15 protein-coding genes and 5 pseudogenes are annotated in these 14372 nt (G+C 67.6%); 10 read left to right on the top strand and 10 right to left on the bottom strand.

Translation table 11 applies throughout. The features are described 5' to 3' along the window. Nucleotides 1–96: 96 nt before the first annotated feature. Together ABZ826_RS22920 and ABZ826_RS22915 are read left to right on the top strand one after the other, a co-directional pair. Nucleotides 97–744, top strand: a pseudogene (locus tag ABZ826_RS22920) (DUF5753 domain-containing protein); the annotation flags it as partial. Then, on the top strand, nucleotides 744–929 hold the full coding sequence (locus tag ABZ826_RS22915; protein ID WP_361451176.1) for a DUF397 domain-containing protein: 186 nt from the start codon (nucleotides 744–746) through the stop codon (nucleotides 927–929). The pseudogene ABZ826_RS22920 and the gene ABZ826_RS22915, both read left to right, overlap by 1 nt. A gap of 281 nt (nucleotides 930–1210) precedes the next feature. Here ABZ826_RS22915 and ABZ826_RS22910 read toward each other — a convergent pair whose 3' ends face one another. Both ABZ826_RS22910 and ABZ826_RS22905 read right to left on the bottom strand, forming a co-directional pair. Beyond that, nucleotides 1211–1786, bottom strand: a complete 576-nt coding sequence (locus tag ABZ826_RS22910; protein ID WP_361451173.1) for a DUF4240 domain-containing protein — start codon at nucleotides 1784–1786, stop codon at nucleotides 1211–1213. Nucleotides 1787–1960: 174 nt separating this feature from the next. Continuing rightward, nucleotides 1961–2368 carry an SH3 domain-containing protein gene (locus ABZ826_RS22905; protein ID WP_361451169.1) on the bottom strand — a complete coding sequence of 136 codons (408 nt, stop codon included), beginning with the start codon at nucleotides 2366–2368 and terminating at the stop codon, nucleotides 1961–1963. A gap of 103 nt (nucleotides 2369–2471) precedes the next feature. Between ABZ826_RS22905 and ABZ826_RS22900 the strand changes: the two are divergent. Next, nucleotides 2472–2661: pseudogene (locus ABZ826_RS22900) on the top strand (IS5/IS1182 family transposase); the annotation flags it as partial. Nucleotides 2662–2807: 146 nt separating this feature from the next. Here the strand turns inward: ABZ826_RS22900 and ABZ826_RS22895 are convergent. Then, nucleotides 2808–3773, bottom strand: a complete 966-nt coding sequence (locus tag ABZ826_RS22895; RefSeq protein WP_361451166.1) for a hypothetical protein — start codon at nucleotides 3771–3773, stop codon at nucleotides 2808–2810. Between the two features lie 337 nt (nucleotides 3774–4110). Further along, nucleotides 4111–4899 (bottom strand): LPXTG cell wall anchor domain-containing protein, encoded by a 789-nt coding sequence (locus tag ABZ826_RS22890; protein WP_361451163.1) that lies wholly within the window; start codon nucleotides 4897–4899, stop codon nucleotides 4111–4113. Nucleotides 4900–5185: 286 nt separating this feature from the next. Between ABZ826_RS22890 and ABZ826_RS22885 the strand changes: the two genes are divergently transcribed. The 4 genes from ABZ826_RS22885 to ABZ826_RS22870 all read left to right on the top strand — a co-directional run bounded on the left by ABZ826_RS22885 (nucleotide 5186) and on the right by ABZ826_RS22870 (nucleotide 9002). Continuing rightward, nucleotides 5186–5497 carry a metalloregulator ArsR/SmtB family transcription factor gene (locus tag ABZ826_RS22885; RefSeq protein ID WP_361451160.1) on the top strand — a complete coding sequence of 104 codons (312 nt, stop codon included), beginning with the start codon at nucleotides 5186–5188 and terminating at the stop codon, nucleotides 5495–5497. A gap of 74 nt (nucleotides 5498–5571) precedes the next feature. Continuing rightward, on the top strand, nucleotides 5572–6780 hold the full coding sequence (locus ABZ826_RS22880) for an MFS transporter (protein WP_361451157.1): 1209 nt from the start codon (nucleotides 5572–5574) through the stop codon (nucleotides 6778–6780). A 91-nt stretch (nucleotides 6781–6871) separates the two neighbouring features. Beyond that, nucleotides 6872–7489 (top strand): DUF664 domain-containing protein, encoded by a 618-nt coding sequence (locus ABZ826_RS22875; protein WP_361451154.1) that lies wholly within the window; start codon nucleotides 6872–6874, stop codon nucleotides 7487–7489. Between the two features lie 664 nt (nucleotides 7490–8153). Continuing rightward, nucleotides 8154–9002, top strand: coding sequence for a hypothetical protein (locus ABZ826_RS22870; RefSeq protein WP_361451151.1), 849 nt, complete (start codon nucleotides 8154–8156; stop codon nucleotides 9000–9002). Here the strand turns inward: ABZ826_RS22870 and ABZ826_RS22865 are convergent. Continuing rightward, entirely contained in the window at nucleotides 8981–9136 is a 156-nt protein-coding gene (locus ABZ826_RS22865) for a hypothetical protein (RefSeq protein WP_361451149.1), read from the bottom strand. The genes ABZ826_RS22870 and ABZ826_RS22865 overlap by 22 nt on opposite strands. A gap of 107 nt (nucleotides 9137–9243) precedes the next feature. Further along, a complete protein-coding gene (cpt, locus tag ABZ826_RS22860) occupies nucleotides 9244–9765 on the bottom strand; it encodes a chloramphenicol phosphotransferase CPT (RefSeq protein ID WP_361451199.1) in 522 nt (173 codons plus the stop codon). A gap of 153 nt (nucleotides 9766–9918) precedes the next feature. Here cpt and ABZ826_RS22855 point away from each other — a divergent pair, with 153 nt between their 5' ends. Further along, complete coding sequence (locus tag ABZ826_RS22855) at nucleotides 9919–10539, top strand: hypothetical protein (protein WP_361451146.1); 621 nt, start codon at nucleotides 9919–9921, stop codon at nucleotides 10537–10539. 147 nt (nucleotides 10540–10686) lie between these two features. Here ABZ826_RS22855 and ABZ826_RS22850 read toward each other — a convergent pair. From ABZ826_RS22850 to ABZ826_RS22835, 4 genes and pseudogenes are all read right to left on the bottom strand, one after another. Beyond that, nucleotides 10687–10896 (bottom strand): annotated as a pseudogene (locus ABZ826_RS22850) (transposase); the annotation flags it as partial. Continuing rightward, a pseudogene (locus ABZ826_RS22845) lies at nucleotides 10895–10981 on the bottom strand (XRE family transcriptional regulator); the annotation flags it as partial. The pseudogenes ABZ826_RS22850 and ABZ826_RS22845, both read right to left, overlap by 2 nt. Before the next feature lie 3 nt (nucleotides 10982–10984). Further along, nucleotides 10985–11377, bottom strand: a complete 393-nt coding sequence (locus ABZ826_RS22840; protein ID WP_361451143.1) for a hypothetical protein — start codon at nucleotides 11375–11377, stop codon at nucleotides 10985–10987. A 792-nt stretch (nucleotides 11378–12169) separates the two neighbouring features. Beyond that, nucleotides 12170–12425 (bottom strand): annotated as a pseudogene (locus ABZ826_RS22835) (MarR family transcriptional regulator); the annotation flags it as partial. 93 nt (nucleotides 12426–12518) lie between these two features. Between ABZ826_RS22835 and ABZ826_RS22830 the strand changes: the two are divergent. Further along, nucleotides 12519–12863, top strand: coding sequence for a hypothetical protein (locus ABZ826_RS22830; RefSeq protein ID WP_361451140.1), 345 nt, complete (start codon nucleotides 12519–12521; stop codon nucleotides 12861–12863). A gap of 960 nt (nucleotides 12864–13823) precedes the next feature. Next, complete coding sequence (locus tag ABZ826_RS22825; RefSeq protein WP_361451137.1) at nucleotides 13824–14366, top strand: hypothetical protein; 543 nt, start codon at nucleotides 13824–13826, stop codon at nucleotides 14364–14366. Nucleotides 14367–14372: the final 6 nt, after the last annotated feature.

The following is a 14372-nucleotide window of genomic DNA, read 5'->3' as shown; positions in this document are numbered from 1 at the left end:
AGACCACCGACATGCCGGAAACCCAAAAACAACCCAGATTAAGCGAGTTGACCGCTGACGGCCCGCGAGCACGCCCCTACCTGCGGATTCGGGTCAGACCAGGAACGCGCATCGCTGGTCGAGCTGGCCAAAGGAGCCCGCATCCAGGGCTGGTGGCGCTCGCTCGCGGACCCGATCCCCGATTCAATGAACCTCATGCTGACCCTGGAAGACGAAGTGGTCAGCGAAGACCACTACGCCTGCATGTACGTGCCTGGCCTGCTTCAGACGCGCGCATATGCAGAAGCGGTGCATCGCGCCTCGGAGATGAGGTGCACCGACCAGGAGATCCACCACATGGTGGACATCCGCATGAAGCGGCAGGAACTCCTCGTTCGGACCGAGCCACCGCACATCTGGGCAGTGGTTGATGAGGCCGTCATCCGACGCATCGTGGGTGGGCGCGACGTCATGCTTGAGCAGTTGGAGCACCTCCGCGAACTGGCCGCTCAGCCCCACATCACCATTCAGATACTGCCGTTCAAAGCAGGTGCCCACGCCGCAGCAGTGGGCAGTTTCGTCATCCTCGGCGGCCCAGCACCTGAACTCGACGTCGTGTACGTGGACATCATCGGCGGCGGACTCTTCATGGAGAAGCCGCAGGAACTTGCGCGCTATAGATTGGCATTCGAGTATCTGCGTGCGCAGGCGTTGGACATCGACCTGTCTGCGGCGCTCCTGCACCAAGTCTGTGGGGAGCTTTGATGGATGACGAACGCGCACATTGGTTCAAGTCGTCGTACAGCGGTGGCAGTGGCACCGAATGCGTCGAGGTCGCGGACCTGCGCTCGGCGATCGGCGTACGGGACTCCAAACTGCCCCCGGGGCCCCACATAGCCGTGCGCCACAACGCGTGGTCGCGGTTCGTCGCCTTTCTGCGCGCGCAGTAGACCGCCCGCGAGCGGCGGCAGGGAGCGTGGACGGGTGAGCCCTGCCCTCGCGCCCCTTGGTGGACCACCTGGTGGTATCCCGCGCGGTGGACGCCGTCAGGGCCCATCAAGGCTTCGGCGGGCCTGGGCGATCACGTGTTGTGTCTCGGCTCCGAACACGGCGGATTCGCTCAGGGGCCTGTCGGCCATCTGAAGCATGCCCGACACCATCGTCGGTCCTCACTCCTGGATGGTCGAGGCACTACCCCGACGTCTACGCGCGCCTGCGCGCCCCGGCGCGCTCAGCCGGCGAGCGGGAACATCCTGCTGAGGCGCGGCAGTCGACGCGACGCTTCGGCCACGTTGCGTATGTCCCACGCCTCGCCGCTCGGTTCGGGGTTGCACGGGTTGTCCAGTCCCTCGGACTCCAGTGCCGTCTCAAGGCCTTCCTCTTCACCCGTCAGCCTGTCGAAGGCCTCCTCCGCGACGTAGTCCAACGACTCCCACTCGGGCCACTCGTCGTCCGACCATGTCTCCATGGACCGCCCGGCCAACCGGCGCAGCTCCGGGACCTCCGCCAGTGAATCCGGGTCGGCCGCGGCCCTCCCGAACACCTCTCGGCCGAGGCCGACCACCCAGAACTGGAAGTACCAGAAACTGTCGTCGGAGCACGATCCGCCGTGAATCTGCTCGGCGGCGGCCCACATCTCCCACGTGTCGATCCGCCCTCGCACCCGGTGCAGGCAGGACTGGAACTGCACGATCTCCGGCAGTGATCGCTGCATGAGTTGTTCACGCAGCGCCTCCAGCCGCTGGTCCGGGTCACTGGTCTGCCGCCGAGAGCCCTCCAACAGGGCCCAGAAGGAGTCCTCATCCATGGACCGCACTATGGCAGTCGGGTCGGACACTCCCACTTCCGGACGTCTTCCTCGTCTGCGATGGCGGGAAGTGATGAGCGGTACGGAAAACACCATGGCGGACCGTGGTTTCCGGCGAGATACCACCAGGACCACGGTCCGCCACGGTTCGGACGTTCTGAGGGACGGGTGCGCTCAGCCCCTGGCCCCGGCGGACCGCGGGCTCAGAGTGAGCGGTTTCCGCTGAACGCCCTTGCAGTAGGGGACGGTCCCGGTCTGGACGGCGTACTTGGCCGAGATCCATGCCTGCTGGTCACGCAGCAGGTACCAGACGTCGTTGCCGGCGACGTTCTGCGCACGGACCTTGCATCGCAGGCCCACTTGATCGGCGTACCGGAGGATACCCAGCACCGATGCGTCGGTGCTGGGGTACTGCCGCTCGTTCACCCCACTCTGGCTGATCACCGTGGCGTAGGGCGCCACGGGCCAAGAAGCCTGAGCGGGAGCCGCAGCGGCAAGCAGCGGGGCACCGAGCACGATGGCTGCTGCGCCGGCGCCCGAGCTCGCGGCGATGCGCCACGCGCGCCTCCCCAAGATCTTCAAGATAACCATTCCTCTCGCTCATTTCCTGACATCGGAGCACATCCGACCACCCTTCGGTTTATACGCCCTGCATCCCGTGCCGAGGCAGCGTCTTTAACCCCCCGACAAGACGTTCGAGATCCCCCACCTGCGGAAATGGCTACGCGGTCAACACATCGACCTCCGCATCACCGGAAAGGGAATCGCTTCCGTCGAACGACTCGGCGAACGGGGATGGGTCATTCGAAGGCACGAGGTCCTCTCCGTCCGGCTACCGCCGTCTGTCCCCATGCTGCGAACGCCAACCCCGCAACCGCAGCGCAGTGACGTGCCGGCGCCGCCTTCGGGACTGGACCGAGGCTGGATACGACCCCGCCTGAGGCAGCCGGAACACGCGATCGCCGAGACAGGTCCGCCCGGCCATGTCACCGATGGCGTTGCCCGTAGGCCACCCGCAGCTTCAGGCCTCGCCGAGTCGGAGGTCTGTGGCCTGGATTCTTGCGATCCGTTCGCGCCACGGCGTGCCCTCAGGGAAGGCTTGTTTGTCACTGTTTGAGTTCGCGTGGGCCGTGGCTTTGCGGCAAGGGGCGCACTCCGATTCGTCGCCCAGTGGCCGGAAGAGGTGTTCCTCGCCTGGGCCCTTGCACGGAATGAGCTCGCGAACGGGCGGAGGCTCGTACGGCTGGAGTGAGGTCTGAGCCTCGGGGAGTTTTTGAATGAGGCGGTAGCGGAGGAAGCCGACCGCCGAGCGCACGCCCTCTTGCGGGCGTTCGGCGAGCAGGGCGTGGCGGAGGTCGGATTCGGTCAGGCCGCGCTCCAGCCACTTGACCGCTTCCGCTGCGAGGGCGCGGGCCTCGCGTACGCCCAGGTGCAGTTCTCGGCGGGAGTGGCGCAGCGCGAGCAGGACCCGTTCCGCCCGGGCGAGTTGGGTGGGGTCCGCTGTTGGCGCGGGCGGCTCGGCTTCGGAGGGTGGGTGGGGAGTGGTCTTATCACTGTGGTCTTCTAACGGTTTATAGCCACCGGCCGTCCGGGCAGTCGGTTCGCCGACCGTCGGGAAGTGCTTACTCGGTGGCGCGGCGGCCGTCGGGCAGGCCCCTCGCAGGTGTCCCGCCTGCTCACTCGTCAGGGGGTTGTTCGCGACGATCTGCTCGGTCAGCCAGCGGCCTCCCTCACCCTGGCTCCGCCACTCGTGTACGTACCCGTGCGCGACCAGTTGTTCCTTCGCCTTCTGGTACGCGCGGCCCTTGATGCCCAGCTTCTGGGCGAGTTCGCTCAACGGCTTGGAGGTGGCGTCGTCCGGGAGTCCCTGGACGTACAGGAGCAGGATCTTCGCGTCACTGCTCAGACGCGGATGGCGGACGACATCGTGCGATGCCTTCGTGTAGCGCGCGGAGGGCGCGGAGGGCGCGATAGCATGACGCAACATTTCCGGTGGGTCTCTTCCACTGGTGGTGTAGGCCCTCGGATGGTGTTGGCGCACCGCCGGGGGCTGCCCCATGTGCACGGATGCGCACAGAGGGTGATGATTGCGTCACCGTACCGCATCGCATCCATCTCTCGCCATGCGAACGGGACTTCACGCCACGACCTCCACGTCGGCGCCCGCCAGTCGAGCCGGAGTGCGGTGCAGCGGGGGTCGCGGGGTATCACCGAATGCCGTGGGATTTCCGGCAGTTGGCTTGCGCGCGTCCGGCCGAGGTGGCGCAGGGCTGTGCCCCCGTCCTCGAAGTCACGGAGCACGGGGGCACACAGGAATCGGCGGGTCAGTGCCGCTGCTGCGCCTTGCGACGACGGATCACCAGGTAGCCGCCGGCCGCGACGAGCGCGGCGGCCGCTGCGGACAGCAGGCCGACGGGTGCGCCGTTGCCGGTCTCGGCGAGGTCTCCGCCACTCTGCGTGGAGGGTGACGAGGAGGGGGCCGAGGTGGAGGAGCCTGAAGCCGGGGACGCCGGGGCGGCGTCTTCAGGGGCGGACGACGCGGGCCCCGCGGTCGACTGCTCCGGGCTGGACGGGGTCGCGGACGTCGACGGGGCCACGGATGCCGCCGGGGTGTCGGACGTCGACGTCGACGGGGTGTCGGACGGGGACGGCTTGCCGCCACCGGGCTTCTCACCACCGGGCTTCTCACCACCCGGCTTCGATTCTTCGCCGCAGTCGACCCAGAAGACCTTGTGCTTGGCCCGGCCGTGCTCACCGTCGAAGTTCCAGAACAGCTTGTAGTGACCGTCGGGCAGGGACTGGTCCTGCGAACGGCCGTGCCCCTTACCGTCGAGCGTCAGCGAACCGGACTTCACGGTCTCGCCCTTGACATGGGCGGTCGGGGCCCAGGCTTCGATGCGCCAGTCGACGTCCTGCTCAGCGTCGAAACCGAAGGCGTCGAGATAGAAGGTGCACACGTGAGGCTCGTTCTTACGAAGCTCCTCACCGGTCGCGGCATCGTGAATCTCCACGGTGCCGTTGTCGCCGGGGGCGGTGGCGTATGCCGTAGGGGCAAGCAACAGGGCCGCGGTGACGGCGGCCGTGAGCGTGCCTGCGGAAGCAATTGTGCGCATGGGCAATCCAACGGTTGGGAGTAGAAAGGGCTTCCGTGGGGGCTGCTCAGCTTCCTGCGACCGTCGCGTACCCGTCAATGCACGTCTGACCCCATGCGTCATACAGTGCATCGCTTGCCCCTTTAGTCCCGCAGAACGATTGGGTCAGCACTCCGGCTGGATCGGCGCTCCGACCGGATCAGCACTCCGGCCGGATCAGCACGTCGGCCGATTTCGGCGATTTGACTCACGCCTACATATCGAGAAAGCTAGATGCATACCTGGCCGCACAGAGAGGCGAAGAGCAGTGGACCCCCTGGCCGTACACAAGGCGCTCGCCAATCCCGCGCGCCTGCAGTTCATGCAGTGGCTGCGGGAGCCGGAGAAGTACTTCGACGAGGACTCCTACCGGCAGCAGGGACTCGGCTTCCACATCGGGGTGTGCGTGGGCGACATCCAGAAGCGTGCCGGACTGGCGCAGTCGGTGGTGTCCGGGTACTTGCAGACCTTGAAGGACGCGGGGCTGCTCACCTCGGAACGCATCGGCAAGTGGACGTACTACCGGCGCAACGAGCCGGTGATCGCACAGTTCGCCGCACACGTCCGCGACGAGCTGTAGACGCAATGAATCCCCCGCGCGCGCCGCCTCGGCGCGCAACATATCTACTTTTTTAGATTTGACGAAAGGTTGCGATGAGAAAGGCCTCCCTCACCGTCCTGGTGCTCGCCCTCGGCGTGTTCGGGATCATCACCACCGAGATGGGCATGGTCGGCGTGCTCCCCCAGGTCTCGGCGGAGCTCGGCGTCGCGCCGTCCACCGCCGGCTGGCTCGTCGGAGTGTTTGCCCTGGTCATCGCCGTATCCGGGCCCTTCACCACGCTGCTCGCCTCCGGCATCGACCGCAAGAAGGTGCTCGCGGCCGCGATCGCCGTGTTCGCCGTGTCCAACGCCGTCTACGCGCTCACCACGCGGTACGAGGTGATGCTCGCCTTCCGTATCGTTCCCGCACTGTTCCATCCGGTGTTCTTCGCGGTCGCGCTCGCGACCGCCGCACGGCTGGTGCCGACCGAGGACGCCACCCGGGCCACGACCACCGTGTTCGGCGGCGTCACCGTCGGCTTCGCCTTCGGGGTGCCGCTGACCTCGTACCTCGCCGAGCATGTGTCCCTGGCTTCGGCGTTCTGGTTCGGCGCACTCGTCAATCTGCTCGCCTTCATCGGCATCCTGCTGTTCATGCCGCCGATGCCGGTCGGTCAACGGGTTTCCTACGGCGCCCAGTTGAAGGTCCTGAAGCGGCTGCGCCTGTGGCTGACCATCGCGTCCGTCGTTCTCGTCTTCGCGGCGATGTTCTCGGTCTACGGCTACTTCGCCGAGTACCTGGGCCGGGTCACGCACATGGACGGCACCTGGGTCAGTGCCATGCTGATGGCGTTCGGCGTGGTGATGGTCCTCGGCAACTTCGCCTTCGGTTGGCTCCTCCGGCGCGATCTCATACGTACCGTGGTCGGCTACCCGGTGCTGTGTCTGCTCGTCTACGTGCTCCTGTACGCGGTGGGCCCGCTTTTCACGCCGATGGTCGTGGCCGTGCTGGTCTGGGGGGCCGTGCACTCCGGCGGGCTCATCGTGAGCCAGAGCTGGCTGGGGCGGGACGCAGTCGACGCGCCCGAGTTCGGCAACAGCCTCTTCATCTCGTTCTCGAACCTCGGCATCACGGTCGGAACGGCGGTCGGCGGGTGGGTCATGTCCGCGTATGGCACCCGTCAACTCGCCTGGGTGGGAACGGGGTTCGCCGTCGCCGCGCTGTTGGTCATGGTTCTGCGGCTGAGCCTGGACCGCGTCGGGATGCGGCAGACACCGCCGGTCGCCCCTGGCGGACAGATGCGCGCAGAGGTGCGGGCCTGACACCCGTCGTACCCGTCTCCTCTCCGATCCGCGGTCGCCGAGTGACGCCGTAGTGTGTGCGGCCAAGAACCGTCCGGAGGGGGAACGTTTCATGGGAACGACAAGCACGGACGACGCACAGGCCGGGGAACGCGAGGATCTTCTCGCGATCGTCGCCGATCAGCGCACCAACTTTCGCTATGCCGTCGGGGACATCAGCGACCAGCAGGCCGGCCTCTCCACCACCGTCAGCGAGCTGACGCTCGGCGGCCTGGTCAAGCATCTCGGCGATGTGCAGCGGACATGGATCGCCGTGGTCGACGGTACGGCGCCGGGCGAGGTGGGCTGGGCCGACCTCGATCCCGACGGCAATCGGATGACCGAGGGCGAGACCCTGGCCGGGCTGCTCGACGCCTTTCACGCGGCGGCGGCGGACTTCGATCGCACTGTGCGGCAGGAGCCCGATCTCGACCGTCTCGTGACACTCCCCCGGTACCCCTGGTCACCGCCGGAGCCGATCACATGGACCGTACGGCACGTGCTGCTGCATGTCTTCCGGGAGATCGCGCACCACTGCGGGCACGCGGACATCATCCGCGAGGCGCTGGACGGCGCCAGCACCACGGCCCGGATGGCTGAGGCCGCCTCGCGCGGCGCCGACGCGGAAGGCAACGACGCAGAAGGCGCCGACGCGGAAAGTGGCGGCGGCAGCGACATCGGCGGCGGCTGACGGCCGGGGCGGGCCCGGTGGTTCGCTTCGGCTGTGGGACCCCTGCCCGACCCGGATCCGACCTGGCGTGGACCTCGCCCTGGTGATGGGTCCGCCTCGGATACGTATCCGCCCTGGATACACGACCGCCTTGGATACGCGTCCGCCCCCGGATACGCGTCCGCCCCGGACCTGCGCGTCCGCACCGGATGCGCGCGGTACGCGGTCCGGATGCGCGTCCGCCCCGGATGCACGGTACGCGGTCCCGGGCGGTGTGCGTCCCCCGGTATCGCCGGGCACGGGCTGCCCTTGGCCCTGAACCGGCACTGCTCTGAGAACTCGACCGGTGGCCTGCGGCAGCAGCGCCCCCGCCGCGAAACCCTCACGTCCGTCCGTCCTCCGGCGCACCGTGTTCCGCCACTCCCCTCGTACCGCCTTACGTTGCGTTGGCGTGGGCCCTCTCGGTCCGGCGGGGCACTCCGCCGGTGAAGCACATGCGCCCAAACGAGTGTCTCGGGGGTCGGTCTCGGGGCGCGCGGCAGGAGTATTCAGGAGACTGGCGGTCAGTACTGAAAGTGGTTCCTGACCGTTCGCCCCAAAGCGTCGATTTCCGGCCACAACACAACGCCCCGTACGCTGCACCACATCGGTCACCAACGGTCGGCCGGGAGAGAAGGGCGACAACATGACCTCAGAGACCAACACACTGGGCACCATCGATGCCACAACTGCCGTGCTGGAGGCGGAACTTCCCCGCCTGGAGCAGCACCAGCAGACCCTGGAGAAGGAACTCGCGACGGTCACCGAGCGGCTGGAGTCGGTGCGGACCGCGCTGACGGCGCTGCGTTCGCTGGCCAATTCCCCCGTTCTTGCGAACGCGGAGGCGCGTGACGTCAAGACGGAGGACGTCAAGACGGAGGGCGAGGGAGTCAAGGCGGCGGCCGAGAGCGTTGTCGCTGCCGAGGTTCCGCAGACTCCGCAGATCCCTCAGCAGGCTCAGGGTTCCATCGACTCCGCCGTCCGGGCAGAGGCTCCGCAGGAGCCGGCAGCGGCTGCCCCGGCACGCCGCACCGCCCGGAAGGCGCCCGCGCCCAAGGGCCGCAAGCAGGCTGCCGCCGCCAAGCCGAAGAGCGAGCGCGGCCAGGCCAAGAAGGCCGCCGCGACCAAGGCCGCCAAGTCCGCGCAGCCCGCGAAGGCCGCCGAGCCCGCTGCCACGAAGGCCGCCGCCCCGAAGGGCAAGAAGGCCGCCGCGGCGCCCGCCAAGGCCACCAAGTCCGCGAAGGCCGCGGCCCCGAAGAAGGCGACGCCCGTCGCGCCGGCCGTCGACGACAGTGGCAGCCTCACCGAGATGGCCATCAAGGTGCTGTCCACGTTCGGCGACACCCCGGTCCGTGCCCGTGACGTCACCAAGGCCCTGGGGCGTGAGCTCACCCCCAACAGCATCAACACCGTGCGCAGCACCCTCGACCGGCTCGTCGCCACCTCCCGCGCCCACCGCGCCGGCCGGGGCCTCTACCAGGCCCCCGCCAACTGACGTTCCCCGCTGGGGAACAGCAGGAGCCGTACGTCACCCGCTCCCGTTGCGGCCTCCGGGCCGTAACAGGAGCGGGGGACGAGGTCGTCGGTCAGCCGGAGCTCGGTGACGTGCGGTGCGGCTGTCGGTGCCACGTGCGGTGTGCGTGCTGTGCCGGCTGTGCCTGCTGCATGTGTCGTGCGTGTCGTGCGTGTCGTGGCCGGAAACGACCACAGGCCCCGACGGGGTGTGAACGAACGGGTCACTCGACACGGTCGGCGATGATCCGAGCGCACTCCATGGACTCGCTCCGCGTCGTGTCCACCTCCAGGTCGTAGAACACTCCCCGGTGGACCACGTCCGCCTGCGACGCCGCCATGCCTGTGATCCGGTCGCCGCGCGCGACCTCGCGGGCCGCGGCGACCTCGCTCTCGCACCGTACGCCGACCCACAACACCTCTACGCCGTCGAGCGCCTTCTGCCAGCGTCGCTGGGACTCCGCTCCGCCGAGGAAGACCTCGTCGACAATGACCCTGGCTCCGGCACGGGCCATTGTGGCGACCCCCTCGATCCACGCCGTCTCCAACGTACGGAACTCGGGGCCCACGATCACCTCACCGTCCGGTGCGAACTCGATGCCCGCGTCCGATGCCCGCATGGACGCGGGCATCGCGTCGACGAGTGTGTCGACACCGAAGGCCAGCCAGGGCTCCGGCAGGACCGCCTGCAGACACTGGGCGATCCCGGACTTTCCTGAGCTGGAGCCACCGTTGAGCACGATCATCCGGGTCATCACGGCGCCACTCTACGACCGTGCCCCTGGGCTCACGCAACAGATCCATAGGCTCTGGACGTCCCCGCCGGGCTCATGAGTCCATAGGAGACCGGAACAAGCCGGATCAGCGTCGTCAGGGGGTCGTCAATGCCACGCCGCGGAGTGAGAGTTCCCAGTGTTCGGCTGTGCGCGGGGATCGTGCTCGGCCCGGCCGTCGGGCTGGGAACACTGTGGCTGCTGACCCTCCTCGGTCATGCCCTCTACACCTGGGAGGGCACGCTCGGACTGCTGCTGTTGCCGGCGAGCGGCATTGCCGTCGGTTGCGCCATGGCACTCACGCGACTGGGCACCGGCATCGGGTACTCGTGGGGGTTGCTGGGAGGGATAGCGGCCATGTTCTTCTGCGCCCTGCACATGCAGTACCTCTCGTCCAACGCCCTGCACGACCGGGGCCGGGAGGTGTACGGCGTGATAGAGAAGGAGACCTCCGCGTCCTCCGACCCGGACAACGTCATGACCTACACCTACGCCGTCTCCTATCCGGGGAACCTGCGTCAGCGCGAGCTGTCCACAGTGAACACGGAGTTGCGGACCGGAGGTCGGTACCTCATCACCATCGACCCGCAGCGCAAGGTCCACCCGGCCCTCGGCCCCAGGCCCGGTACGGACGTCTTCCACCTCGTCTGGGAGATCGTGAGCGGCGTATTCGTCGTACTCTTCTGGACCGCCTCCGTCATGATGGGCTTCCGGCCGGACGAACTCGAAGGCTGGTGGGAGGCTTAGAGCCGTTTCGGTTGGGCTGAGGCGGCTGCGTTGATCATCAACTGCTGGGTGGTCGAGGCGATTCTGCTGCCTGGGCATGGTGGAGTCCCGGCGCGATGGCCGGGTTCTCCGGGTCCTTCGGATCGTGGGTGGGCGGGGGGCCGCAGGTCAGTCAACCGGTCGGGGCAGTGCGGCAAGGCGGTGGAAAGCCGTGGCCAGTTCGTGTCTCCAGGGCCAGGTCGCCGAGATCCGCAGGCGGAGGCGGCATCCACCGCGGGTGAGGCGGGCGGCAACGTGTAGCAGCCGGTAGCGAAGTTTCTTGGGTTCAGCGGCGACGAGTTCGCCATCCAGCAGGAGGGCGCGGGCCCAGGCGAGGATTGATGCGGCCCTGAAGGGTCTTCGGAGGCTCCCGGGTGAACGCCTCCCGATCGACGCGCTCAATGGCATCCTCGATCTCTTCCATCGGTCAGCTCCCGGTCGTGAGCGGGCTGTGGCCGTAACGCTGGGGGATCAGGCGGGCGTCGGCAGCCGGGGCAAGGTCCACGACCAGGCGCTCGCCCACGCCGGAGACCGTGGTGGCTTCGGGCGTGAGGTAGCCGAGGCTGCGCAGCTCGCTGACTGCCTTGCGGAAGGCGTCGCGGCCCTCAGCGGCCAGACGCTCGTCGCGGGTGAGGGAGACCAGTTCACTGACCGTGGGCTCCTGCCCCGGGGCGTAGCCGGTGGCGAGTTCGGCCAGGACGCCGCGGGCGCGCCAGGTCAGACGCATGTCCCGCATCGCCCGCGCGAACAGCACTGGGTCGTGGGCGGTCGGGGCGGTGGGAACGGGCCACTGCGGGGGTGTGGCGTCGGTGGTGTTCATCGGGTGCGACTCCTTCGGTGCGGTTCAGTGTCTGCGGAGGTCTCAAGCCCGATCAGCGCCCACAAGGCACCGTCCACGATCCACGGCCGAGTACTCACACCATCACGAACGGCCGAATCATCAGACCGGTCACGCCCGACCAGGACTCTTCAACAAGATCGTGTTACGAGCTCATAGCACGGAACCTCCCGAGACTGTTTTCAAAATGGCTTGTTTGCCGTCCTCTTTGAATGGTGGTCTCCGCGGTCAGCGGGGTTCCGGAAAGCCGCCACGTTCCTCGGGCACCCAGAGGCGCTTCGGCGCCAACTACGCCGTGGTCCGGGAGCATCGCTGGTCAAGGCGCCCATGACGCTTCGTCTGCCAGCCGCACGTACAACACGGCCCCAGTTGTTCCGTTTCACCAGATCCGCACACTGGAGACTCGTGCGCTCACGGTTCATCCACGATTGCACGGGGCTGAAACTGCCGGACCGAATCGCCGTCACTCCGGGCAATGGCCCCGAACCAGCACGTACGCCAGCCCCGATATCTGAAACTCCCCGGGAGCGTGAGCCTGCGAGGCGTCCTTGGACCCTGTGACTGGTGCCTGCTGCGCAGCGTGCAGACTGTGGCCGCCGCCGCGATGGCGCTGGCCGTGTTCGTCTACCTGCTGCTGGCCAAGCCCTCTATGAACCCATGTGGGGCCTCGCCGCCCTGTCCTTCGGCGGCCTGTACCAATTCACCGCCACCCAGCAACTGCGGGTACTGCCCGGCGCGCAGGAACCGGCCTGGCGAGTGTACGTCCGGCTCATCAATGAGGACGGTGGTGGGCGTCTCCTCGTACTCGCGTACGGCTTCGGCATCGCGTCCGTGGGCCTGCGGAGGCGTGTCGGGGTCCCTGGGCGCCGCCTTTCTGCGGCGGTGGGCGCGGCGTTCGGTGCGCGAGGTCGGCGCGGTAGGGGGTGGGGCCGCCGTTGCGCATCACCTCGCGCGTGATCGTCGAGGTCGGACGGTCGCGGCTTCGGGTGATCTCGGTCCGGGCGAAGCCGTCGGCCAGTCCCAGCGCGATCTGTCGGCACGCTCACGCTGCGTGCCGAGCACGGCGACATCTCGATCGGCGCCGCAGGGAACTCCCATGAAGCAGCCGGCGTCTCCAGTGATCATGAGGGAAAACGTTGAAGCGCTGAGTGGTACCGGGGTGGCCCTGGCCGGTGGATTCGTCGGGCTGCTGGGATGGGCCGCGGACGCCGAACTCCGGGCGCGCGCCGGATTCGAAGCAGGGCCGGACTGGAGCGTGCTGTACGCGGAGCTTCCGCTGACCGTTCTCATCGGAGTGGTAGCCGCTTTGTCAGCGTGGTTGCTGCCCCGGCGATGGACAATCGGGCCGTCCGTTGCCGGGTACGCAGGCCGCGTCGCGCTCGTCGCCATAGTGCTGGGCGGATTCTGGCTGGCCGTTCAGGGCTGGTACGCAGGACTGCCCGAGTCAGTGCCGGACCACAAGCCCTAGAACGGTGGAACGCCATCACCCGAGGTCGGCACAGGTGTGCACTCACCCTCGTGCGGATGGCTCTCCGGCCGCCGATACGCCCGCCGCGCGCTGAGCGGTCCCCCGTACGCTCCCCGCCGTAGACTTGTCAGGGAGCTTGAGCCGTGCCAGACGTCCAGTTCAGGCGGGCCCGCGAGATTGATCTCGCCAAGGGCGGCGGGATCGGAGTTTCCCACGGCTCCGGCCATCGCAGGCCCTCTCTCCAATGAGCGGAAGCCTCTGCCTCGCTTCGTGAGCGGTGGAATCCCCTCAGGAAGGACGTGTGCCAGATGAGCCACCTTGTGAGCCAGGTGCCCATCAGTGACATCACGCTGGCCGCTTCGGCTGTGCGCTGGATTTTCCCCGTCGCTATAGCAGTGGTCGTAGTCGCTGTTCTGCTTGGCCTCGTCGGGTGGGACGCGCGCCGTCGGTCTCGGGCACGACAGCAGGGACCACGGGCCGAACATTCCCCCCGAAGCAGCGAAAACTTGAGGGCTGCAGATGATTTCGGGGAAGGTCTCAGCCCCTATGAGATCAACCGGCCCTCTTCGCCGAGGGACCTGCCCAAGGATGACAACGGTGGGGCTTTTGGCAGTGGAGGACCCGGCGGCTGACGGGTCGGCGACATCGGCGGCACTTGCCGGGATCACCGCGCGGTCGAGATCTGCTTCCGTTCACGCGACTACAAGATCGTGAAGGTTGAGTTCTCCGACGGCGGGTTCGGCACCGCCTGCAGTGCGCCCGTCAAGAAGTAGCCGACTCGCCAAGCCCCACGCTGCAGTGCGGTGTGTCACGTGAGGGCTGGGTCGTTGTGTGACCGGTATGCGTGGGGGGATCGCCTGGATAGGCGCATACAGCTACACGAACGCGGGAGGCGTGCCCGGGATGCGAGGTCACATCTCCCTGACAGCGGCCCGCGGTATCGGGGCTGAAGAGTTCCTGATGGCTCTTGGTGCTGACCTTGCGCAACTGGAGGACGGGCCGCCGTACAAGGATTTGCGGACGCTGACCGCCAACGGGGGCACGGCGTTGGACGATGCCAACCGGGCGATGTACGGCACGCACGGAGAGTGGGTGTACGTGCTGGAGGACTGGGGCATGTCGACCTGGTACACGGGCTTCAGGGAGGTCGAGGGAATGGCCCCCTACCCGGACGAAGAGATCATCTGCCTGACGATGAACTCCCACTGCCCGCCGAGCCTGATCATTCACGCGCCGGGGGACAGCAACGAACGGCAAGCCGAGTTCGGGGAAACCACAGGATCCGGATCGGCGCTGGACGAAGCGCTACACGCCGCGGGCGCGGTGCTCCTGCCACGGCCGGATGCCCGTGACGAGGAAGCAATCGCGCGCTATGAGGCGGAGAGCGAGGCGCTACCGCGGGCGGTGTTCGCCGCGGCCGGGAACTACACGGGACTCGTGATCGACCAGGCCGCAGTCGAAGCCGGTGATCTGCCGCTGGCCGTCCTGCCCATGGTGATGTGACCTGGC

Origin of the sequence: Streptomyces sp. NPDC047515, from assembly GCF_040643055.1 — a bacterium.
Classification (GTDB): Bacteria; Actinomycetota; Actinomycetes; order Streptomycetales; family Streptomycetaceae; genus Streptomyces.
The sequence above is the reverse complement of the archived record's forward strand: the minus strand, read 5'-3'. Positions and strand labels throughout refer to the sequence as shown.